The organism is Marivita sp. S0852 (assembly GCF_046591575.1).
Classification (GTDB): domain Bacteria; phylum Pseudomonadota; class Alphaproteobacteria; order Rhodobacterales; family Rhodobacteraceae; genus Marivita.
This window is the reverse complement of sequence record NZ_JBIQWA010000005.1, coordinates 22,058-43,125: the sequence shown is the minus strand read 5'-3', so window position 1 is coordinate 43,125 and position 21,068 is coordinate 22,058. Positions and strand designations below refer to the sequence as shown.

23 protein-coding genes are annotated in these 21,068 nt (G+C 58.8%); 6 read left to right on the top strand and 17 right to left on the bottom strand.

What is annotated here, in order from left to right; genetic code table 11:
- Window positions 1–73: 73 nt before the first annotated feature.
- Complete coding sequence (locus ACG74X_RS11985) at window positions 74–442, bottom strand: EamA family transporter (protein WP_411235062.1); 369 nt, start codon at window positions 440–442, stop codon at window positions 74–76.
- The gene (locus ACG74X_RS11980) at window positions 439–1,920 is read right to left on the bottom strand and encodes a UbiA family prenyltransferase (RefSeq protein ID WP_411235060.1); all 1,482 of its coding nucleotides are present in this window, start codon (window positions 1,918–1,920) and stop codon (window positions 439–441) included. The genes ACG74X_RS11985 and ACG74X_RS11980 overlap by 4 nt, the downstream gene beginning before the upstream one ends.
- A gap of 147 nt (window positions 1,921–2,067) precedes the next feature.
- Between ACG74X_RS11980 and ACG74X_RS11975 the strand changes: the two genes are divergently transcribed.
- Complete coding sequence (locus ACG74X_RS11975; protein WP_411235059.1) at window positions 2,068–3,783, top strand: glycosyltransferase family 39 protein; 1,716 nt, start codon at window positions 2,068–2,070, stop codon at window positions 3,781–3,783.
- A 5-nt stretch (window positions 3,784–3,788) separates the two neighbouring features.
- On the opposite strand, the gene irr is transcribed toward ACG74X_RS11975, so the two are convergent.
- Window positions 3,789–4,205: a Fur family transcriptional regulator Irr gene (gene irr, locus ACG74X_RS11970; RefSeq protein ID WP_411235058.1), complete on the bottom strand. Its 417-nt coding sequence runs from the start codon at window positions 4,203–4,205 to the stop codon at window positions 3,789–3,791.
- Between the two features lie 184 nt (window positions 4,206–4,389).
- Between irr and fabA the strand changes: the two genes are divergently transcribed.
- Entirely contained in the window at window positions 4,390–4,899 is a 510-nt protein-coding gene (gene fabA / locus ACG74X_RS11965) for a bifunctional 3-hydroxydecanoyl-ACP dehydratase/trans-2-decenoyl-ACP isomerase (protein ID WP_411235057.1), read from the top strand.
- A gap of 86 nt (window positions 4,900–4,985) precedes the next feature.
- Here the strand turns inward: fabA and ACG74X_RS11960 are convergent, their stop codons facing one another.
- From ACG74X_RS11960 to ACG74X_RS11950, 3 genes are all read right to left on the bottom strand, one after another.
- A complete protein-coding gene (locus ACG74X_RS11960) occupies window positions 4,986–5,864 on the bottom strand; it encodes an inositol monophosphatase family protein (RefSeq protein WP_411235056.1) in 879 nt (292 codons plus the stop codon).
- 64 nt (window positions 5,865–5,928) lie between these two features.
- Window positions 5,929–8,457 carry an ABC transporter permease gene (locus ACG74X_RS11955; protein WP_411235055.1) on the bottom strand — a complete coding sequence of 843 codons (2,529 nt, stop codon included), beginning with the start codon at window positions 8,455–8,457 and terminating at the stop codon, window positions 5,929–5,931.
- Window positions 8,454–9,149 (bottom strand): ABC transporter ATP-binding protein, encoded by a 696-nt coding sequence (locus tag ACG74X_RS11950; RefSeq protein WP_411235053.1) that lies wholly within the window; start codon window positions 9,147–9,149, stop codon window positions 8,454–8,456. Before ACG74X_RS11950 ends, ACG74X_RS11955 begins: the two co-directional genes overlap by 4 nt.
- A gap of 29 nt (window positions 9,150–9,178) precedes the next feature.
- Between ACG74X_RS11950 and ACG74X_RS11945 the strand changes: the two genes are divergently transcribed.
- Window positions 9,179–9,841, top strand: a complete 663-nt coding sequence (locus tag ACG74X_RS11945) for an arylesterase (RefSeq protein ID WP_411235052.1) — start codon at window positions 9,179–9,181, stop codon at window positions 9,839–9,841.
- 143 nt (window positions 9,842–9,984) lie between these two features.
- Here ACG74X_RS11945 and ACG74X_RS11940 read toward each other — a convergent pair whose 3' ends face one another.
- On the bottom strand, window positions 9,985–10,191 hold the full coding sequence (locus ACG74X_RS11940) for a cold-shock protein (RefSeq protein ID WP_411235051.1): 207 nt from the start codon (window positions 10,189–10,191) through the stop codon (window positions 9,985–9,987).
- Window positions 10,192–10,438: 247 nt separating this feature from the next.
- On the opposite strand from ACG74X_RS11940, the gene ACG74X_RS11935 reads away from it, so the two are divergent.
- Window positions 10,439–10,702, top strand: coding sequence for a hypothetical protein (locus ACG74X_RS11935; RefSeq protein ID WP_411235050.1), 264 nt, complete (start codon window positions 10,439–10,441; stop codon window positions 10,700–10,702).
- Between the two features lie 38 nt (window positions 10,703–10,740).
- On the opposite strand, the gene ACG74X_RS11930 is transcribed toward ACG74X_RS11935, so the two are convergent.
- The 10 genes from ACG74X_RS11930 to ACG74X_RS11885 form a co-directional block, all read right to left on the bottom strand.
- Complete coding sequence (locus ACG74X_RS11930) at window positions 10,741–10,932, bottom strand: hypothetical protein (protein WP_411235049.1); 192 nt, start codon at window positions 10,930–10,932, stop codon at window positions 10,741–10,743.
- A gap of 132 nt (window positions 10,933–11,064) precedes the next feature.
- Window positions 11,065–11,625 carry a L,D-transpeptidase gene (locus tag ACG74X_RS11925; RefSeq protein WP_411235048.1) on the bottom strand — a complete coding sequence of 187 codons (561 nt, stop codon included), beginning with the start codon at window positions 11,623–11,625 and terminating at the stop codon, window positions 11,065–11,067.
- Window positions 11,626–11,879: 254 nt separating this feature from the next.
- Window positions 11,880–12,086: a cold-shock protein gene (locus tag ACG74X_RS11920; protein ID WP_247081703.1), complete on the bottom strand. Its 207-nt coding sequence runs from the start codon at window positions 12,084–12,086 to the stop codon at window positions 11,880–11,882.
- A 386-nt stretch (window positions 12,087–12,472) separates the two neighbouring features.
- Complete coding sequence (locus tag ACG74X_RS11915; RefSeq protein ID WP_411235047.1) at window positions 12,473–12,961, bottom strand: REP-associated tyrosine transposase; 489 nt, start codon at window positions 12,959–12,961, stop codon at window positions 12,473–12,475.
- Between the two features lie 461 nt (window positions 12,962–13,422).
- Window positions 13,423–14,481 carry a TRAP transporter substrate-binding protein DctP gene (gene dctP, locus ACG74X_RS11910; RefSeq protein WP_411235046.1) on the bottom strand — a complete coding sequence of 353 codons (1,059 nt, stop codon included), beginning with the start codon at window positions 14,479–14,481 and terminating at the stop codon, window positions 13,423–13,425.
- Between the two features lie 65 nt (window positions 14,482–14,546).
- On the bottom strand, window positions 14,547–15,836 hold the full coding sequence (locus tag ACG74X_RS11905; protein ID WP_411235045.1) for a TRAP transporter large permease: 1,290 nt from the start codon (window positions 15,834–15,836) through the stop codon (window positions 14,547–14,549).
- Window positions 15,837–15,840: 4 nt separating this feature from the next.
- Complete coding sequence (locus ACG74X_RS11900; RefSeq protein ID WP_411235044.1) at window positions 15,841–16,419, bottom strand: TRAP transporter small permease; 579 nt, start codon at window positions 16,417–16,419, stop codon at window positions 15,841–15,843.
- 74 nt (window positions 16,420–16,493) lie between these two features.
- The gene (locus ACG74X_RS11895) at window positions 16,494–17,000 is read right to left on the bottom strand and encodes a flavin reductase family protein (protein ID WP_411235043.1); all 507 of its coding nucleotides are present in this window, start codon (window positions 16,998–17,000) and stop codon (window positions 16,494–16,496) included.
- 7 nt (window positions 17,001–17,007) lie between these two features.
- Window positions 17,008–17,895: an aldo/keto reductase family oxidoreductase gene (locus ACG74X_RS11890; RefSeq protein ID WP_411235042.1), complete on the bottom strand. Its 888-nt coding sequence runs from the start codon at window positions 17,893–17,895 to the stop codon at window positions 17,008–17,010.
- Between the two features lie 109 nt (window positions 17,896–18,004).
- Window positions 18,005–19,159 (bottom strand): LLM class flavin-dependent oxidoreductase, encoded by a 1,155-nt coding sequence (locus tag ACG74X_RS11885; protein ID WP_411235040.1) that lies wholly within the window; start codon window positions 19,157–19,159, stop codon window positions 18,005–18,007.
- An 86-nt stretch (window positions 19,160–19,245) separates the two neighbouring features.
- Here ACG74X_RS11885 and ACG74X_RS11880 point away from each other — a divergent pair, with 86 nt between their 5' ends.
- Together ACG74X_RS11880 and ACG74X_RS11875 are read left to right on the top strand one after the other, a co-directional pair.
- Window positions 19,246–19,947 (top strand): GntR family transcriptional regulator, encoded by a 702-nt coding sequence (locus ACG74X_RS11880; RefSeq protein WP_411235039.1) that lies wholly within the window; start codon window positions 19,246–19,248, stop codon window positions 19,945–19,947.
- Window positions 19,948–19,956: 9 nt separating this feature from the next.
- A complete protein-coding gene (locus ACG74X_RS11875; protein ID WP_411235037.1) occupies window positions 19,957–21,048 on the top strand; it encodes a Gfo/Idh/MocA family protein in 1,092 nt (363 codons plus the stop codon).
- Window positions 21,049–21,068: the final 20 nt, after the last annotated feature.

The window sequence follows — 21,068 nt, the reverse complement described above, 5'->3', positions numbered from 1 at the left end:
TGATAAAGTGACTATGTTCCAGGATGTTGAATGAATTTCGATCGCGCATCTGACTGGATGCCTGCAATTTTATTCAACCGCCGCGCGCCATCACCAAAAGGCCAAGGATAATCAAACCCAGACCAATCAATCGAGACGGTTGTACCGGTTCGCCCAAGAACAACATGCCCGATCCGGCCACCATGACGAAACTCATGGCCACAAACGGGTAGGCCAGCGAAAGATCAAGCTGCTTGAGCGCAAACAGCCAGAACACGGTGCCAACCCCGTAAAGCGCCAATCCCAGCAAGATCATTGGCGAAAACAGCATCGCCGTGAGTTTCATCATCAGGCCCGCATCCGCTGATGTGCTGGCCTGACCAACCCCTATTTTGAAAGCAGTTTGGCCCAAGGCAGACAGGCTGACGCTGGTAAACACCAGCACAAACGCGCCCCAGGTCATATGAACGCACCGGCCGGTGGCAACATGCGCGCCGCAATGATCACGGCGAGAACAAAGACGACACAGACGCGACTGATGCGGTCTTTCAAGGCAAAGACCACCGGGTCATCGCCGATTTTGCCCCGGCTTGCCCATGTCCAGGTGCGATAGATCCAGAACATCATCACCGGCACGATCAACCATAGAAGGACAGGCAGTGTGTAAATCGCCGAGACAGCCGTGGAATTCACATATTGCGCCAGCGTCAGAACCGACAAAGCGCCGTTCGCGATGCCAAATGTCAGAACAAGCTGCACTTCGGACGCGTAGTAATTTCGAGACGGCAATTTTGCGTCTTCATCTGTGGCATTCATCGAAGCCAGTTCGATGTAGCGTTTCATATAGGCCAGGCTGAGGAAGAAAAACAGCGAATAGCTTAGCAACCATGGGCTGGGCGCGAGCGCTGTGGCGGCTGCGCCCGCAAGGATGCGCCATGTGTAAAGAAGCGACAAGGCCACGACATCCACGGTGGAATAGCGTTTCAGGCAAAAGGTATATGCGGTTGTCAGAACCACATACGCCGCCAGCACCAGACCGAAGATCACATTGATCAGCACAAATGCAGCAATGATCGACCCGCCCAGCAAAACCCCAGCGGCCAGCAGGCCTTTCCTGATTGACAGGTGCCCGGCGGCGAAGGGGCGGTTGCGCTTTGTTGCGTGTTTGCGATCCGCCTCGATGTCGATGATGTCATTGATCAGATACACCCCCGACGCGCAGAGGCTGAAGCAAACAAAGGCAAACACCCCTGCCAGCATCACGGACGCATCACCATATGCGTGTGCAAACAGGATCGGGACAAAGACCAGGACATTCTTTGCCCATTGATGCGGACGCATCGCCTTGAGCAGCGCCGTTTTCAAAGGCACAGCGCGTTCGACATATAACGACACCGCATCTGGGTCGCGGTCCATCTGCTGTTTTGCCGGTGCGGTTGGCGCAACAAACCCTGATCTTTCCGCCGCGTTCCAGATCGGAATGTCGGCACTGCTGTCGCCCAGATATTCGAACGGGCCGTTTGCCATTTCCTGAATCGCCCGAAGCTTGGCCGCGCCCTTGAGGTTGTGGCCGGGTTCGGTTGCAAGAACCGCATCGAACAGGCCAAGATGATCGGCAACCGCATCTGCGATTGTCTTGTCGGCGGCCGTTGCCAGAACAACGCGCCGACCTTCTGACTTGGCCTTGCGGATATACTCCACAACCTCGGTCCGGTAAGGCAGATGCGTCACATCGGGCGGTGTCGAGTCTGCCAAGGCGCGTTTCAACCCCGACAATCCGCCGGACAGATAGGCTTTGGCGGCCTTGGAAAACGCCGTCCAGTCGCGGGTTGCGCGCGCCAGCGATTCTTCGGCCACATCGCCAGCAATCAGTGTTCCGTCAAGATCCACAAAGAGATCACGACCCGCTTCTTGCGTAGATTTGGAAACGATCGGAGGCATAGCGTTCATTTAATCTGGCTTCCGCAACAAATCGCTAAAAAAGTTGAAAAAAACCCGGTTTTCACGTCTCTTCCATTGATATTTTTCGGCTAAGGTCACTCATCACGTGTGATCTACCGGGTTTCGCTTTGGATTGGTTGGGTATTAATGGTTAATTTCGGCCAAAAAGCGGCGCAGGCAGGACTTTGCCTGCTTTTGTTCGCGGTTGCGCTGTTTCTGCGCGCGTACGGTGCCGATTACGGCTTTTTCAATGGCGATGAACGGATCAATGACGCTGCGCGTGTTCTTGCCGGACAAATCGTGCCGGGGCAGCATTTTTATCCACCGTTTTTTAATTATTTGAACGCCAGTGTTTTTGTCGGACTGTTCGGTTACGGAATTTTAACCGATATGTGGTCCAACACACAGGACTTCCGCGCGGCCTATTTCACTGATCCAACACCGTTTTACCTTGCTGCGCGGTATCTGACAGCTGTCATCGGCGCATTGGCTGGCCCGGTGTTCTTTCTTGCCGCGCGCCGTGTCGGGCTGGGCACCGTGCATGCGGGGCTTGTCGGGGCATTTGCCGTGGTTTTCCCGCTTGGCGTTTTTATGGCGCATATCGCGAAAAGCGATACGGGGCTTGCCGTGGCGTGTCTCGCGGTGGCGGCGGCCTTTCTGGTGCGGATCGATACCGACAGCAAAATGCGGTGGAACGTCATCATCGGGGTGCTGGTTGCGCTTGCCTTCGGGTTCAAGCAATCGGCGCTCTTGGTCCTGGCTCCCTTGGCTGTGGCGATGATCGTGGTTCTGTCCCGGCGCGAGGGTCTGTCAAGCGCGATCAAATCCTGCGGTGTGTCCCTGCTTGTTCTGCTTGTTCTCTGGCCGATCATGAACATTGGAATCCTGCTTGATCTGGACGGTTTTCTGACCTTTCAGAGAATCCAGACGGTGATGTCGGTCCGCGAAGAGGATGGGTTTGGGGCCGGGTTTCCGGTAACCATACGTCTGTTTGGGGATATGCTGCTGGGGCTGAATCCGGTTCTTTTCGCCATGGCGCTTGTCAGCCCGGTCTGGCTTTTGTCGAAATCCTGCGGTTTGCTGCATCGCGATGCACTATTGGCGATCTGGGCCGCAAATGCGGTGTCCTCTGCCATGATTTCATTCCTTGTTGGTACACGGCAGCCAGAGCATCTTTTTCTGCCGAATCTTTTAATTTTTGTCTTTCTGGCAGCGCTTGTTCTGATGGATCTGCTGCGTCAATATGTGGGGCTGCCGAAATTTGTTATCGCAGCCGCGTCTGTCATCGGTTTTGGCCTGATGGCGGGGGGCACCGGTGTTGTGATTAAACAGGCCGTAGCAACGCCCTCGGCTGTCGATCTGGCCGCCTATCTGCATGAAACGCATCCCGATGCGCGTATTCAAACCGGGCTCACCTTGCCGGTTCCGCAAACCAAAGAGGCGCAACAACATGAATTTGACCGCCTGGATCGCGTTGCCGCCCGATACGGTATCGAAATGCCTGACGTCGCGCCGGAACGCCTTATTACCGAAAACGCCGAAGACGCGTTGTTCTGGGTGAATGTCCCATTTCCGATGTCGGGGCTTGAGGGCGACGACGCGTTGACTGCCGATTTTCATGTGCAACCCTATGCCTGGCCCGCCCAGGAAGAAGAATGGCGGCTGGATACATGGCTTAACGACGGGTTCCGCATTTTTATCGTGAACCACCTCGATTATCTCAAAACCAAAAGCAGATCGTCATTTGTGCGCCAATTCCACACAGAACTGGTCGCGCGCTGTGCGGTCGATCGGGTTTACGAGCAGCGTAAACCGCTGTTTCTGGAATGGGACGTCACGGTATTTGATTGCAGCGGTGCGTGACCCGGTCAGGTCTTGCGCAGCTTGATCACCACATTGACGCTTGAAATCTCGGCCCCCTCGGGCGGCGACGGGATGCGGGCGATTTCCAGCTGTTCTGCCGGAGCATCGGTCAGGCGGCCCTCGTCCTCCCAAAAGAAATGCGGGTGGTCATGGGTGTTGGTGTCAAAGTAGCTGCGCGCGCCGTCAACGGTGACTTCCTGCATCAAGCCCGCGTCGCAAAAGGCGCGAAGCGTGTTATAGACCGTGGCCAGCGACACTTGTTCACCAGTGTCTTTGACCGAAGCAAACAGGCTTTCTGCGGTCACATGCCGGTTCTTGCCGTCTCCGACCAAAAGCGATGCCAGCGCAACGCGCTGCCGCGTCGGCCTGACGCCGCCCGATGCCAACCATTTGGTTCCGCGCTCTGTCTCGATGGGTAGCATAGTGATCCCGGTTCTTTTTCTAATCTACAATATAGGGTGCGAACGCTTCGCAATTCAAATAAAATTCTTGCAACAACTTGTCTCAGCCCGCTGCTTGTCCTTTTTGCGCTGCACTTGCGGCTATATTGCGCACGATGCTAGAGCGGTGCGTGATTTTGCCTATCAGCCTTGGAGCCTGAAGAATATGTCTGACTATCCGCGCAGCTTTGACCGTGACGATCTATTGAAATGCGCGCGAGGAGAGCTGTTTGGCCCGGGCAATGCCCAGCTGCCGGAACCGCCCATGCTGATGATGGACCGGATCATCGACATCTCGGGCGATGGCGGCGCGCATGGCAAAGGCCATGTTGTGGCGGAATTCGATATCAAACCTGATCTTTGGTTCTTTGACTGCCACTTCCCCGGCAATCCGATCATGCCGGGATGCCTTGGCCTCGACGGCCTGTGGCAACTGACCGGTTTCAACCTCGGCTGGCGCGGCTGGCAGGGGCGGGGCTATGCTTTGGGTGTGGGTGAGGTGAAATTGACAGGCATGGTGCGCCCGGATCGCCAGAAATTGACCTATTTCGTGGATTTCACCAAAGCCATCCAGACACGTCGCCTGACAATGGGCGTCGCCGACGGGCGTGTCGAAGCCGATGGCGAGACGATTTACCAGGTCAAGGATATGAAAGTCGCGCTGTCCGAAACCTGAACGGGGCCGGTCGCAGTAACCGGGTTTGCCGCATCGGTTGTGGTGACCGCGCCGCAGCCTCCAAACCCGGCGACGCCCCAACCGATCTATGCGTCTGACGTGTCTGCTGCGTCCAGCAGGTACGAGAAGGTATCGCGCACGCGGCCCCATGTGGCGGCATCGGACGCGCAAAGCAGATAGCCGCTGCGCATATCTGCCCGGTATTCCGCACCGTCCAGACAGGCCACATGCCCGCCCGCCCGTTTGACCAGCAACGCACCCGCCGCGTGATCCCAAGGCGTGAGATTGGCGCTGAGCACGAAATCTACGTGTCCCTGGGCCACCATGCGGAATTCATGTGCGGCGCAGCGCAGCATGTAGAGATGCCGAAAGCGCGTCATCAACGCCGCCGTCTCTGCGCGCTTGTCTTCGGGCATGCTGTAAAGCGACACAAATCCGCTCAGATCCTCGACCGGTCCCCCGTCAGAAACCGTCACCACACGCGCAGGTCGCCGCGGCGCGATCACCTGCGCCGGACCGGTTTCATCGCCCACCAGAATTTCATCTGTCACCGGGTCATAGATCAGACCGAACACAGGCGTGCCAAAGCGGGTCATCGACACGATCACACCAAAGGTCGCAAGCCCATGCGCAAAGTTCCAGGTGCCATCCACCGGGTCGATCGTGAACCCCATTTCGGCATCTGCCAGCTCTGCGATGCTTTCGTCGGTCGCGGTTTCTTCACCCACGATATGCGCGTTGGGAAACAGCTGTAGCAAACCCCGCGCAATCATCTTTTCGCCTTCGCGATCAGCCGCGGTGACAACGTCCATTGGCCCCGATTTGTGATCAATCTCGGCCCGTCCCAAGGTCCGGAACCGGGGCAGTATTTCGGCGCGGGCGGTGCGGCGGATCAGGTTGATGATCTGGGTTCGCTGCGCCGGTGTGATCGGTGCAGGAATAGGCATTGGCAGGCTTTCGGACATGACGCGAATCTCCTTGCGGGGGATGGCATCGGTGTTGCAATCTCCGTCGGCCAACGCAAGGCGTCTATTCGCGCGCGCGCAAGACTTGTGCGGGACGCGCGGCCAAGGGACGCCAGGCAAACACAAGACCTGCCACCAGTGTTGCCAACACGCCACCCACGATGATGCCAAAGGCAGATGGCCAGACGATTGTGAACGTGCTGTCCATCACAAACGTCATGACAGCCCAACTGCCCAAGATCCCGGCCCCAAGCGCCACAACGCCGGCGCTGCCGCCCAACAAGGCAGAGCGCAGGGCAAAGCTTTTGAGAATACGTGCGCGGCTGGCACCAAGCGTCTTGAGCACCGCCGCCTCGTAGGTGCGCGCGCCTTCGCCCGCCGCTGCCGCCCCGATCAGAACCAGAAACCCGGTCAGCAACGTGGCCGCGGCCCCCCAGCGCACAGCGGCTCCGATGCCTTCCAGCAAAACGCTGACCCGGTCAATCGCGTCGCGCACGCTGATCGCGGTAATGTTCGGAAACGCCGAGGCCAGTTCCCGCAGGATACGGGCTTCGTCCTCTGGCTCGGTATATACGGTCGAAATGAACGTATGCGGCGCACCCTGCAAGGCGTTCGGGCTGAGCGTCATCACAAAACCCATCCCTGCTGTCGAAAAATCCACATCCCGAAAGCTGGTGATGGTGGCTGTGATGTCGCGACCCAGGATGTTGACGGTCAACTCATCGCCAAGCGCCAGGCCCATCTCTTCGGCCTCCTCAATGGCAAAACTGACCTCGGGGGGGCCGTCATGATCCGGGGCCCACCATTCGCCAGCAACAACACGGGTGTTTTCGTCCGGTGCGGCCGCATAGGTCAGGCCACGGTCGCCGGTGACCACCCAATGATCGCCCGCCACCTCGGAGGCAGGCCGCCCATTGATCCGGCTCAGCACACCGCGCAGCATCGGGGCACTGTCAATGCGCGCGACCGCGTCTTCACTTTCCAGCATCTCAAGGTATTGCGGCATCTGATCGGGTTGGATGTCGACAAAAAAATACGCCGGAGCAACCTCTGGCAAATCGCGATCAATCGCAGTGCGCAAATTGCCGTCGATCTGTCCGATCGCGGCCAACACCGACAGGCCCAGACCCAGCGACAGAACCACCGGGGCCGCCGCGTCGCGCGGGCCACCGATAGAGGCCAGCGCCCACCGCCAGACAGGCCGCCCACGCGCCGCTCTGGTGCTGCGCTTTGCAAGCCAGCGAATGCCAATCGCCGCGAAAACCAGCACCACCAGCGCGCCGATCAGGCCGCCCGCTGTCCATAGGGTCAGAAAGGGGCTGCCTGAAAACAACATCGCCACCGCGACCAGCACCGCCAGCAATCCGAGTGTTCCGAAAACGTAACGCCAGGCGGGAAGCGCGCTGGCCCCATCCAATGCGTCGCGAAACAGCATCGCGGGCCGAATGTCCTCGGTGCGGGCCAGCGGCCAAAGCGTAAACACCAGTGCCGTAAGGATGCCATAGAGCGCGGCCTCGGCCAGTGGTGCGGGATGGACGGTAAAGATGGCTGGCACTGGCAGCGATGCACTGATCAAGGGGCCAAACAGGATCGGAACCAGCGCGCCAAGCACCAGTCCCATGGCAATACCCAAAAGGCTCAGCGCTCCGATCTGCAGGAAATAGGTCTGGAAGATGGTCGCACGGGTTGCACCCAGCGTGCGCAGCGTTGCGATCACCGGTGTCTTGCGCGCCAGATAGGCCCGAACGGCAGCAGACACCCCGATGCCGCCCACCGCCAGACCAGACAGGCCCACCAGCACAAGAAACGCGCCCAGCCGGTCAACAAACTCTGCCACGCCGGGGGCCCCGTTGCGTGCATCGCGCCAACGCAGACCGCTATTGGGAAACTGTTCCCGTGCTTGGGTCTCAAGCGCATCAAGATCGGCATCCGGTGGCAAAAGCAGGCGATATTCCGTTTCATAAAGCGTGCCGGGCTGCAGCAAACCCGCATCGCGCAGATCATTGGTTCTTACAAGGGTCCGCGGACCAAGCGAAAACCCCGCCGCCGCGCTGTCGGGTTCGTTTGTCAGGATCGCCGTCAGCGTGAAATCGGTTGTGCCCAGCCGAAAGCTGTCACCGGGTTCAAGACCCAGCCGATCAGCAAGCAATGGTGCCATAACCGCGCCGGGTGCGGTGTCTGTGCCGTCCAGCGCCTTTGACAGCGGTATTTCGGGGTCAAGCGTGACCGTTCCGGTCAAAGGGTAGGCGGCGTCCACCGATTTGACCTGCGTCAGCGCGCGTTCTGCCGTACCGTTCGGGTCTTTGGTGACCATGGATCGGAAATCAGTGATCTCTGACACCTCAAGCGCAATGCTGTTCAGCCACTCGCGCTCGGACGCTTCGGCAAACCTGTAGGTAAAGCGCGCCGATGCGTCACCGCCCAGCAGAACCGCGCCCTGTTCCGACAGCCCCGATTGAATGGCCGACCGCACAGAGCCGACACCGGCAATCGCCGCAACGCCCAAAGCCAGGCACGCAAGAAAGATGCGAAACCCCTTCAGCCCGCCCCGCAGCTCGCGGCGGGCAAATCGAGACGCGGTCGCAAGGCTCATTCTGCGGCCTTCAACGACGAGTCGGTTGCAATCTGCCCATCTGTGAGGCGGACAACCCGGTCACATTTGGCGGCCAATTCACGACTATGTGTCACCAGAACAAGCGTGGCCCCATGCCGATCACGCAATCCAAACAGCATATCAATGATCGCCTGGCCATTCGCTCCATCGAGATTACCGGTCGGTTCATCCGCCAGCAGGATTTCCGGACGCGTCACAGACGCACGCGCCAAGGCGACCCGCTGCTGTTCGCCACCCGACATCTGGGCGGGGTAGTGATCTGCGCGATGGGCCAGCCCAACCGCCTCCAGTTCGGCCTCTGCCCTTGCATAGGCATCTTTGGCCCCTGCCAGTTCCAGCGGCGTCGCCACGTTTTCCAGCGCTGTCATTGTCGGGATCAGGTGAAATGACTGGAACACGACGCCCATGTGATCGCGCCGAAACCGCGCCATCGCGTCTTCGTCCATCGCTGTCAAATCCTGACCCAGCGCCTTAACGGACCCGGATGTGGCCATCTCCAATCCGCCCATCACCATCAACAAAGACGATTTTCCCGACCCGGACGGCCCGATCAGGCCCAGTGTCTCGCCTTTGTGAACAGAAAGGTCGATCCCGTGCAGGATCTCGACCATTCCGGCATTGCCCTTGAGGCTGAGCGTGACATCTTTCAGGGCGAGTACGGGTTGGGTCATGGATACGGAGCTTTATGATGTTGCGTTGGATGAGATATAGGGCATTGCAAAGCCTGAACAAGGCGGCTGCGGTCGCGTTTCTGGTTTGGAGCACGGCGGCAGCGCAGGCACAACCTGTCGAGGTGTTGGCCTTGGGCGATAGCCTGACCGCGGGGTACGGCCTGATGGACGCGGACGGGTTTGTGCCAAAACTGCAGGCCTGGCTGGATGAACAGGGTTTAGAGGCACGCATCATCAACGCCGGTGTCTCTGGCGATACCACCGCTGGCGGTCTGTCGCGTGTGGAATGGTCTCTGCACCCGGGCGTAGACGCGATCATGGTAGCCCTTGGCGGCAACGATTTGCTGCGTGGCCTTGATCCGTCAGTCTCGCGCGCCAATCTCGACGGCATTCTCAGGGTCGCAGAGGAAAATGATCTTGAGGTTCTGATTGTCGGGATGGAGGCTCCGGGCAATTACGGCCCGGAATACAAAGCCGAATTTGATGCCATGTACGCAGACCTGGCCGAGCAATATGGCGCGCTTTACTTTCCGCGCTTCTTTGAGGGGCTGATGAGTGTGGGCGAGACACCGGCAGACTTACGCGACGTTATGCAATCTGACGGGATTCATCCGAATGCCGATGGCGTTGACCTGATTGTCGAGGCAATGGGACCAGCGGTTGCTGATCTGATCGCGCGCGCCTCGGAATGATCTTTATGTCCGTTTAGGACCTCAAAGCTGTACGGGCGACAACCGCGCCGCCCGCACCGAGATCCATGCGTGATCCATTCCTGGCCTGCGCGACGAGAGGCGTCGCATCTGGCCCAGCCAGCGACCGTATATAACCGTCAGCCTTACTGGAGCGAGATATTCACCGCTGCTTCGCGCCCGTCGCGGCCTTCTTCAAGGTCAAACGTCACCTTTTGATTGTCGGCCAGTCCGGTCAGCCCGGACCGTTCCACCGCCGAAATATGAACAAAAACGTCCTTACCGCCACCATCGGGTGCAATGAAACCATAGCCTTTGGTGGTGTTGAACCATTTAACGGTGCCTGTCGCCATCCGTCTTACTCCTGTCTGTCTTAACTTCCGCCGGGCAAGAGGGCGCGACGGGCGCGGTCAGTCATAATCGCGTAACTGAGCCGTATCGGAGCAGTGTGGTCGATAATGGTAACTTTGCGATACAACTTTTCGCCGATTCCCGATATGTGGCAAGAAAAAAGGCACGTGTTCCCTTTCATGTGAGAAACACTTGCCTTGTCGTCTGATGGCGCCATGTTCCTAAAGACTGAACTGTGGGAGAGTGACAATGTCAGGTGTTGAAGACCGGATGGCCGCAAAAGAAGAGCAAGATCAACTGAACGCGCGCTACGCCGAAGCTCGTGCCGAAATAGAGCGCAACCGCTTGATCGAAAACGGACAATCGGGGGCGGTCATGTATGCGGCTCTGGCCTATGGTGATGTTCTGGAACAAAATTCCTTGTTCCGCTCTGCGTCACATGCGGCCAAGCTGTTTTGTATCGCGGCGGTGTTTATTATTCCGAACCTGCTGGTGATCAGCGTCTTGCTGTAACAGCTGTTCCGCATCGGCGGAAATCCGCGCCCGTGCAGTCAGCTGCGCGGGCGATTGTATGTCATACCCTTTGATCTGCGACAGGCGACGCAAAGCGTGGTTCCCGCAAACCCAAGGCTGGTGATCAGAAAAATGATCAACGCAGTCGAGGCCAATGCCCCCGCTGTCAACGCCGCGGCGGCGAAAATCCAACCGACAATGCTCCCTGCGATGAGCGAAATTGCTGCCATACCCAAGCCCCTCGTTTGCAAGATGCGCATATTTCCTTAACGCCGTCCTAAAGGCAGGGAAAATTGCGTTGTTTGTGGCAGCAAAAAGAAAAGACGACGACCGTGCATAAGCGGTCGCCGCCTTTGACGAGTTTACAAAACCGTGACAACCGTCCCGATGGGCACGCGATCATACAGATCCTGAACGTGACTGTTCAGCATCCGAATGCATCCGTTCGACACAGATTGTCCAATCGTATGCGGGGCGGTGGTGCCGTGAATGCGGAAATAGGTGTCCCGCCCGTTTTGGAACAGATACAGCGCCCGCGCGCCAAGCGGGTTGCCCGGACCACCGGGCTGAACGTAATCATTGTCGATGAACTTGGTGTATTTGTTTGGCTCACGCTCGATCATTTCATCGGTCGGACGCCAGGTCGGCCATTCCTTTTTCACCGCAATCTCGGCTGTGCCGGTAAATTCCAGCCCGGCTTTTCCAACCCCAACACCATAGCGGCGCGCCACACCCGGGGCGGTCACATGGTAAATGAAATGCGCGCGCGGCAGCACAAGGATCTGACCAGGCTGGATATCGGTTTTGATCCGCACATCTTGCGGCAGAAAGACCGGATCAATCTGAAACGCCTGCGCTTTGGCCAGATGGGGTACAGCAAGGCCAGCCGCCGCAGTGGCGATTAAGGTACGTCGGGAAATCATGGGGCAGCACTCTTTCTTTTCACACGGGGTCGTTTTCGAACAACCCCGTTAATTTGCCATTGCTTTGACGCAAAAAAAACATGCGGGCGGCCTGATGGGGGCTGGCTTTGAAAAAACTGCGGCCCAAACGACACGGAATCGCAACGAAGTCACTGAAAGTTGATGTCCTGCCGCCTCAAGATTTGCCAGCGCCAAAGCAAAACAGCCCAAGTGCGGCGCACTCGGGCTGTTCAAACTGTCAAAAGCGATTAGGCTTATGCAAGCGCGAGGTTGATCGCGCTCTCACGGCCATCGCGGCCATTTTCGATGTCGAAAGTCACTTTCTGATCATCGCTGAGACCTGTCAGGCCCGAACGCTCTACAGCGGAGATATGGACAAATACGTCCTTGGAGCCGCCATCAGGTGCGATAAAGCCGTAGCCTTTTGTGGTGTTGAACCATTTCACTGTGCCAGAAGCCATGTGAAGTTTCCTTATGTTATCCGTTGCCCGCGAAAGTGCGGCAACCCGGCGAAGTCACGTCGTTATCGAAAGCTGCGTGCCGAGGTCGGAAAACAGAAGGTCGAGTAGAAGATCGTTAGCCCTGCCCGTATGACAGGGCAAAGCCGATTTGGCAAGACCTGGTTTGCCACACCCCACCCGGCTCATCGGCGACAAGCCGCACAGCCACGATATCGGGCGCACAAATGGCGCACGCCACAACGCGGTAACAGATTGAGCATGCCCAAGCCCTCGTGGACGATTACCGGGTCTGGCTCTACCCATTCCGCTGAGTGTTGCGGATTGGGGTAACAGGGGCAAGTGGCGGGAATGTGGCATTTATTGCGCGCAATGTAGGGTGCGTGATTTCACGCACCACTTCCACACCCGATATACCGCGCATCCCGATGAACACTCGAATACACCCAATCCTCGGGCCGCTCCACAAATCCATGCTTCACCGGATTCAACCAACAATATCGCAAATGCGCTTCAAAATCTGCGTCGCTGCGAATGTGATGTTCCCAAAACCTCCGCTGCCAAACACCGCGTTCGCCTCGGGCGATGTGACTTTGTCGCAAATTTCCCTTGGGAACTGCGCGCGCAAACCGTGATTTGATCAACCGCCAGCGGGTCGAATAGTCATGATCATCTTCGGGCAACCGCCAGATGCAATGAAGGTGGTCAGGCAAAACAACCCATGCCTCAATCCCAAATGGGCGCTCGGCTTTGGTCGCGCGCACGGCTTGCCGTAAGGCGTTTATGTTGTCGGTCAAAGCCGTGCTCTGGCGGTTTGCCAGTGTGACCGTGAAGAACACTATCGCGCCGTTGATTTTTGGGCGTTGGTAGTTGGGCATTGGCTTGTTTTAACGTGGGGTGGTTAATGGTGCGTGAAATCACGCCCCCTACGGCTCCCATGCAACGACCGCCCCATTTCCCAATCGTTAACCCTCCATCCCCCATACCCCCGCCCACAAAGCGCTTTGAGCGGGAAGGGTCACTCCCATGCCGCGACACCATACTGACACGCTGGGCATCACACCCGGCACTTTCTCTCTGACGCCGGAAGGTTGGCCATGAGAGACCGGTCTCCGTACAAGCTTGGGTCTCCCCCAAGTACAGGCCCCGCGCCCAAATCGCGGATACAGAGGGAAACCGTCAGGCCCATAAGGGCGGCGCCGCTTCTTCTTTTCATAAATATGCAAGCCGACGCTTGGCTCGCACGACACGACCGGCGGGGCAGTTCTCGACCGACCCCACACGCACGAAAAAAGCCCCGAGGTTTCCCCCGGGGCCCCGTCAGCGTATCAAAAAGACCTTAGTTCAGGTCTGCCTCATAGGCTGCGCCGATCTCTGCCTCGGCGTCCTCGACCGCTTTCAACAGCGCTTCGTAGATCTCGGTGCCGCCATCGACATTTTCCTGGAACCAGTCAAACACCGGCGCCGCTGCCTCGCGGAAGGCCGCCTTTTCTTCGGGCGTCGGCACGTAAAGGTCCCCGCCACCGGTAACAAACTCTTCATAGGCCGCAATCGACTTGCGCTTGGGTGAGGCAAACGTCGCCTGCTGCAACGCATAAAACCCGTCCATCACAACGCGGCGCATGTCTTCGGGCATGGACAGGAACTTTTCGTTGTTCATCACCCAGATCGCACCCATGTAGGCGTGCCCGTCCAGAGTGACGTATTGCAGGCCGGCATCCGGGAATTTCATTCCCATAATATCGGTGATGCCGTTCTTCGACCCATCAACCACACCCGTCTGGAAGGACGTAAACAGCTCCGGCCAGGAGATCGGCGTTGGGGCGGCCCCCATTGCCTTGACCACCTCTTGCGGCAGGTCCGCGACCACGGTGCGGATCTTCAGGCCCTCAAGGTCAGACGGCTGCGTGATCCGGCGCTGCGTGTTGGCAAAGTTGCGCCAGCCGCCGGTGTTGCCGATGGTCATGATGCGGATCGTGTCGCCACTGTCCCGCAACGCCATGTCGCGCATCGTGCGGGTAAAATCGCCCGACAGCACATGCTCGGCCACGCGGTCATCAGACATCAGGTACGGCAGATCGAGCACCTGAACGTAAGGGAAGATGCCAGCAGCCCCGCCCGAGGTGGTCACGAACACGTCGATAGAGCCGTCCGAGACGCCCTGCAAACACTCCGCACCGCCCGAGCACAGCTGCGTGCCAATGAAAAGCTCCACCGCGATGCGACCGTTCGAGGCGTTCTCGACATGGTTCTTGAAGACGACGAGGCCGTCGTAATCTTCGTCATTCTCGTTCGAGTTCGCCGTGGCCCGGATCGTGAAATCCTGTGCCGCGGCGGTGATGGCGGACCCCGCCAGTAAGGCGGCTGTCAGTGCCGCTGTTGTCAGACCTTTGAGCATTTGGTTCTCCCTGTCGCTTCTATTTTGGTCGGTTACGTAGGGTGCGTGATGTCACGCACCGATGGTCAATCCGCAAACCCGGTGAGGCGCGGAATGGTCATGGAAATCTCCGGGACAAAGGTGATGAGAAAAATCACCACGATCTCGATGGCGAGGAACGGCAGGATCGCCTTGGAAATGGTCTCGACCCGCTCGCCGGACACGCTTGAGGCCACGAACAACACCAGCCCCATCGGCGGCGTCGCCAGACCCACGGTCAGGTTGACCGACATGATGATGGCAAAGTGGATCGGATCGACGCCCAGATCGACAAAGATCGGCCCAAGGATCGGCCCCAGGATGATGATCGCAGGCCCTGCATCCAGGAACATGCCGACAACGAACAGCAGGAGGTTGATCAGGAACAAGAGGATCAACGGGTTCTCGCTCAGACCCAGGACAAATTCCGCGAGGATCTCGGGCGTATGCGACAGTGACACGACCGTCTTGAACGCCATCGCAGCGCCGACCAATAGTAGCACCGTCGCCGACGTCATCGCCGCGCGCATCAGCACATCGGGCAGGTCGCGCAACGTCAGGGTGCGCAAAACAAACATGCCGACCACGATCGCATACGCCACCGCCACCGCTGCCGCCTCAGTGGGCGTGAACACACCGGCAAGGATACCGCCAAGGATGATGACCGGCGTCATCAGCGGGAAAAATGCCTTGAGCGACGCTTGCCCGCGTTCGCCCCAGCTTGCTTTGCTGCGCGAGGCCGGAAAGTCGTAGCGGTCGGCCTGTAGTTTGACCATCACCATCAAGCCGACGCCCACCAAGATGCCCGGCACGATACCCGCAAGGAACAGCGCGGCGACGCTTTCGCCCATGACGTAGGCGTAGATGATCATGATGCCTGAGGGCGGAATGATCGGGCCAATCACGGAACTGGCGGCGGTGATCGCTGCCGCGAATTTGCGGCTGTAGCCTTCTTTCTCCATCGCCGGGATCAGCATGGACCCGAGGGCAGAGGTGTCCGCAACAGCAGACCCCGACAAGCCCGCGAACAGCATCGAGGACAGCACGTTCACATGCGCCAGACCGCCCCGGAAGTGGCCCATCATCGCCTGCGAGAATTCCACCAGCCGCATCGTAATGCCGCCGCGGTTCATCAATTCGCCCGCCAGCATGAAAAACGGGATCGCCATCAGCGGGAAGGACGCCATGCCGTTATAGACGTTGCGGTAGAGCAGGATCAGATCGCGCTCCTGCCCGTTGAGCCAAAGCATGATACCGGGGGCCGCCAGCATGCCGAAAAAGACCGGCAAGCCGATCATCAGAAACAAAAGAAAAAGCGGAAGAAACCAGACCAGCATAGCGTTACTCCGCTGTCATTTCAGCATCGAGCGCAGAGCGCAGTTGATCCTCGCCGCCGAAAAGCGTGATCAGCGCGCGCAGCATCAATTCGATGTTCACCACGAAGAGCAGCACCAACCCGGTGACGAGCGATGCGATTTGCCAGGAATTCGGCATTTTCTCCCAACCATCGGTGGTTGGGTAGTAAAGCGATGCGCTCTTGAACTTGCCCGCAAGGCTGTTCATCTCGCCCCAGCCCATATCGATGCCGAAGGCCAGAACCAGGCCCGAGAGCGTCAACAAAACAAGGCTCAGCACCGTGGCCACCATCTTGGGCAACGCGGACGAGACGATCTCCAGCGCCACGAAACCGCCGCGCCGATAGGCCGAGGGGGCAATCGCAGCGGTCATCCAAAGCATCAGGAAAATCGCGGCCTCTTCGGGCCAGGGCAGGGCGTTGCCCAGCACGTAGCGGAAAAACACCTGCAAGAGGATCGCGACAACCATGAGCGCAATGGCCACAACGGCAATCCATCGCCCGACGCGCAGCACGATATCGAGAACGACTTCAATTGGCTTCAACAGCCAAAGCAATGCGGCCATGTCTGGCCTCCTCCCTGTGCCTTGCGCCGTCTCCTCTGGCGCTGGACCCTTTTGTTCTTTTCTATAGGGGCCGATTAGGTGGTCTGAGTAAAGCCTCCGTACCGTCCGCCATGGAAAATGAGCGCATCTCCGGGCCGCGTGGTGGCGCGGGTGACGCGTGCAATGATGACCGAATGATCGCCGCCGTCATGTTCCGCCACCTTGGTGCATTCAAAGCGGCTCAGGCAGCCATTGATCAGCGGCACCTTGTGCGCGCCGGTCTCCCAATCGAACTGGTCAAACGCATCGCCTTGTCGGGCGAACGCGCTGCACATCCCGGCCTGCTCTGCCCCCATGACGTGGATCGCAAAGTGATCGGCGGCCATGAAGAACGGATAGCGGGTCGAGGATTTGGCAGGCGACCAAAGCACCAGAGGCGGGTCGAGAGACACGCTGGCAAAGCTGTTGGCGGTGATGCCCAAAGGCCCTGACTGCGTGTTGCAGGTGATGACCGTGACCCCGGTTGCATACTGCCCGAGCGCGTCCCGAAAGGCGCGGGAGGTGTCGTGCGACGGCTCAAAGCTGTGGGTCATGTCGGTCATCTGGTCCTCAGGCGACTTCGTGGCCAAGGGCGTGGGTGTAGAGGTCAAACCATGTCTCCCGGTCGATCTGGACATGCGTAGCATCGCCGATACGGCTGATGCGGTCCAGATTATTGGTGCCAAGGACAGGTAGGATGCGCGCGGGGTGCGCCAAGAGCCATGCAATCGCAACGGCAGCTTCATCAACGCCATTTGCATCGCCGATGGCCTTGAGCGCTGCGCGCAGTTTGGCGTTTTTCGCCTCAAAGAGCGCGCCGCCGCCCAGCGGGGACCACGCCATCGGCGGCTGGCCGTTCATCTGGTGGAACGCGATGTCGCCATTGGTGAAGGGCGCGTGGTGCAGCAGGCTGATCTCGATCTGGTTTGTCACCAGCTTGGTTGTCATGGCCGATTGCAAAAGGTCCCAGTCATAGGGCCGGAAATTCGATACCCCAACAGCGCGCACCTTGCCGGATTGGACAAGCTCGTCCAACGCCGCGCAGGTTTCGTGATGGTCCATCAGGGGGTCGGGCCGGTGGATCAGCAACAGGTCGATATGGTCGATTTTCATCAACCGCAAGGAATGATCGACCGAGGCCATGATATGCGCGCGGCTTGTATCGTAATACTTGACCTTTGCGTCTGCATACCGCCCAGCGGGCGCGACGATATCGCATTTCGTGACGATCTCGATCCGGTTGCGCAGCTCGGGGGTAAGGGCGTTGCCCATGATCTCTTCGGCTTCATACCCGCCATAGATGTCAGCCTGATCCATGGTCGTGATGCCCTGGTCGAGACAGGCGCTTATCTTGTTGCGGACATGGTCGATGCTGGTGTCGGCGTCATCGCCCAAGCGCCACATGCCATAGACAAGGCGGCTGAGTTCTAGGTGGTCGTTGAAAGTTACGCGATCCATGCTGATCCCTTCGGCATTGGATTGGTGTTTGTGTTCATTTCGTCGAACAGATTCTTCGGAGAAGAATCTGGGCGCTCAAAATTAAATTCTGGTGACTTTTTGTGGCTCATCAGTGGCGCACCCCCGCACCAAGCGGTGTCAGTGGGGTTCTCTCGGGCACCCGACCATAGGCCTCGGGCAGCGAACAGGTTTTCATCTGCGGCAACACCCGGCTGCCAAAATGCCTGCACTCGTCCAGATGCGGATAGCCTGACAGGATAAACGCCCGGATGCCCATCTTTTGATACTGTTCCAACTCGCTCAGCACCTGATCGGTGGACCCGACCAGCGCCGCCCCACAGCCCGACCGCGCCCGTCCCACACCGGTCCAGAGATGCGGTTCAATGAAGCCCTCCATATCCGCCAGATCCCGGTTCTTCGCCTGATGCGACACCCCCAAAGACCCGCTATCCAACGCCCGTTCGCGGATGGCCTTGCCCTGATCATCATCCAGCTTGCTGACGATATGCTCTGCGTATTCGCGCGCCTCGGCCTCGGTGTCGCGCACGATCACATGCACGCGCAGGCCGTAGTCGAGCGTCCTGTCATACCGCTCCGCCACCGCGTTCACGTCTTTCATGCGCTGGGCCAACTGGTCTTTCGGCTCGGGCCACATCAGGTAGACGTCGCAATGCTGACCGCACAATTCCAAAGCCGCTGGAGAGTAGCCGCCGAAATAGAGGAGCGGCCCGCCGGTTTGGTAAGGCTTGGCCGGATCGGTGGTCAGACCGTCGAACTGGTAGACCTCGCCCTGATAGGAAATCTCGTCCCGCGTCCACGCCTGTTTCAGGATCTCCACAACCTCGCGGGACCGTTGATAGCGGAAAGCGCTGTCGGCTTTTTCGCCCGGAAAGTCTGACGAGATGATGTTCACCGTCAGCCGCCCTTCCAGCATATGATCAAGCGTTGCGATGGTCCGGGCCAACATGATGGGCTGCATCTCGCCACAGCGCACGGCGGCGAGCATATTGATCTTTTCGGTGATTGGCGCGCAGCCCGCGACGAAGGACAACGTGTCTTGCCCCACCTGGTACGAGGACGGGCAGAGGATGTTGCGGAACCCCTGCGCCTCGGCCTCGCGTAGGATGCCGGAACAATGCGCCCAACTGGATCGCAGCTTGCCGTCCGGCACGCCGAGGAATTCGTAGTCGTCGGAACATAGTGCTGCGAACCACGACACCTCTGCCGCATCAAGGTCGGGCGAAGTGATGGGAACGATGCTCATAAAAGGTGTCTCCGACGCGCAGCTTTTCTCTTGCGTAGCACCCGCTTTTATGTAGATCAATACTGTATCAATTTTTTGGTCCCGTGATGCCCAACACCCATGCCCTGCCCAAATACGTCCAGATCAGCGAATTGCTGATCCGCGATATTCAGGCCGGGCGTCTGGTGGACGGCGCGCGTCTCCCGCCCGAGCGGGATATGGCGACAGAGTTGGGCATTTCCGTTGGAACCTTGCGCAAAGCGCTTGATCTGCTCACGGCGCAGGGGTTGCTTGAACGGGTGCAGGGATCAGGGAATTACGTGAGGGCGCAGCAGGATGCGCAATCGGTTTATGCCTTTTTCCGGGTAGAATTGCTGGACGGCGGAGGGTTGCCCACGGCTGAGCTCTTGTCGGTCGACACGCTTCGCAAGCCTGATGGCCTACCGGGCTTTGGGCGCAGTGACAGGGGCCATCGCATCCGGCGCTTGCGCCGACTGAACGGCGTGCCAGCGGTGCTTGAGGAAATCTGGCTGGACGGCAGTTTCACTGAAGCAATCGACGCCGAGGCGCTGCGCGAGTCGCTTTACTTGTATTACCGGGAAGCGCTCGGGCTTTGGATCACCAAGGCCGAAGACCGGCTGGATCTGTCCACCGTTCCCGACTGGGCGCCGCCCGAATTCGGCCTTGCGCCCGGCGCGCCGTGCATGCGGGCCACGCGCCTGAGTTACGGACCGGATGGCACCTCTGCCGAGGTGTCCTGGAACTGGATCAACACCAACGTGGCCACCTATGTGGCGCGTATCACCTGAAGGACGACCATGAAGATCATCAACTATGGCATCATCGGATGCGGCATGATGGGGCAGGAACACTTGCGCAATATCGCACTTTTAGAGGGTGCACGCGTCGCCGCGATCTTTGAGCCGGACGAGATCATGGCCAAGGCCGCCAAAGCGATTGCGCCGGATGCGAGGTTGTGCGCGTCGTTGGAGGAGCTGCTGTCATTGGACGATCTGGATTGCCTGCTGGTCGCCAGCCCGAACCATTGTCATGTGGACGCGTTCGCGCAGATCGCCAAAACCCGGCCTTTGCCGCTTTTGATCGAAAAACCGCTCTATACCGACCCGGTGGATATTGCGCGGGTCGAGGCGATTGCCGGCAGTTATCCCGCACCTATCTGGGTCGCGATGGAATATCGCTATATGCCGCCTGTTCAGATTTTGATTGATCAGGTGCAGAAGGCCACGGGTGGTGTGAAGATGCTCACCATCCGCGAACACCGTTTTCCGTTTCTGCCCAAAGTCGGCGACTGGAACCGCTTTAACCGCAACACGGGCGGCACGCTGGTGGAAAAGTGTTGCCACTTCTTTGACCTCATGCGTCTGATCCTGGCCTCTGATCCAGTGCGCATCAGCGCAAGCGCCGGGCAAGAGGTGAACCATCTGGGCGAACGCTATGAAGGCCAAGCGCCGGATGTCTGGGATACCGGCTATGTGATGGTGGATTTTGCCAATGGTGCGCGGGCGATGCTGGAATTGTGCATGTATGCCGAAGGGTCGCGCTATCAGGAAGAGATCAGCGCGGTGGGCCCGAACGGCAAGATCGAGGCGCTGGTGCCGGGGCCGGGGCGCTTTTGGCCCACGCATCTGGGCGCACCGCCCGTGGCGCAGGTGATTGTCAGCCCGCGTCATCCCAAAGGTCCGCAAGCCGTCGACATTCCGGTTGATCCCACGCTTCTGGAGGCGGGGGATCACAACGGATCAACATTTTATCAGCACATTAGATTTCTGGATTTGGTGCGTAATGGAGGTGTGCCGGCGGTGTCTGTGTCGGATGGCGCTTGGGCTGTGCGAATGGGGCTGGCGGCGCAAACTGCGGCCCGCGCCCATCGGGTCGTTGCCACTTTTTGAACACAATTCAAGCGTATTTT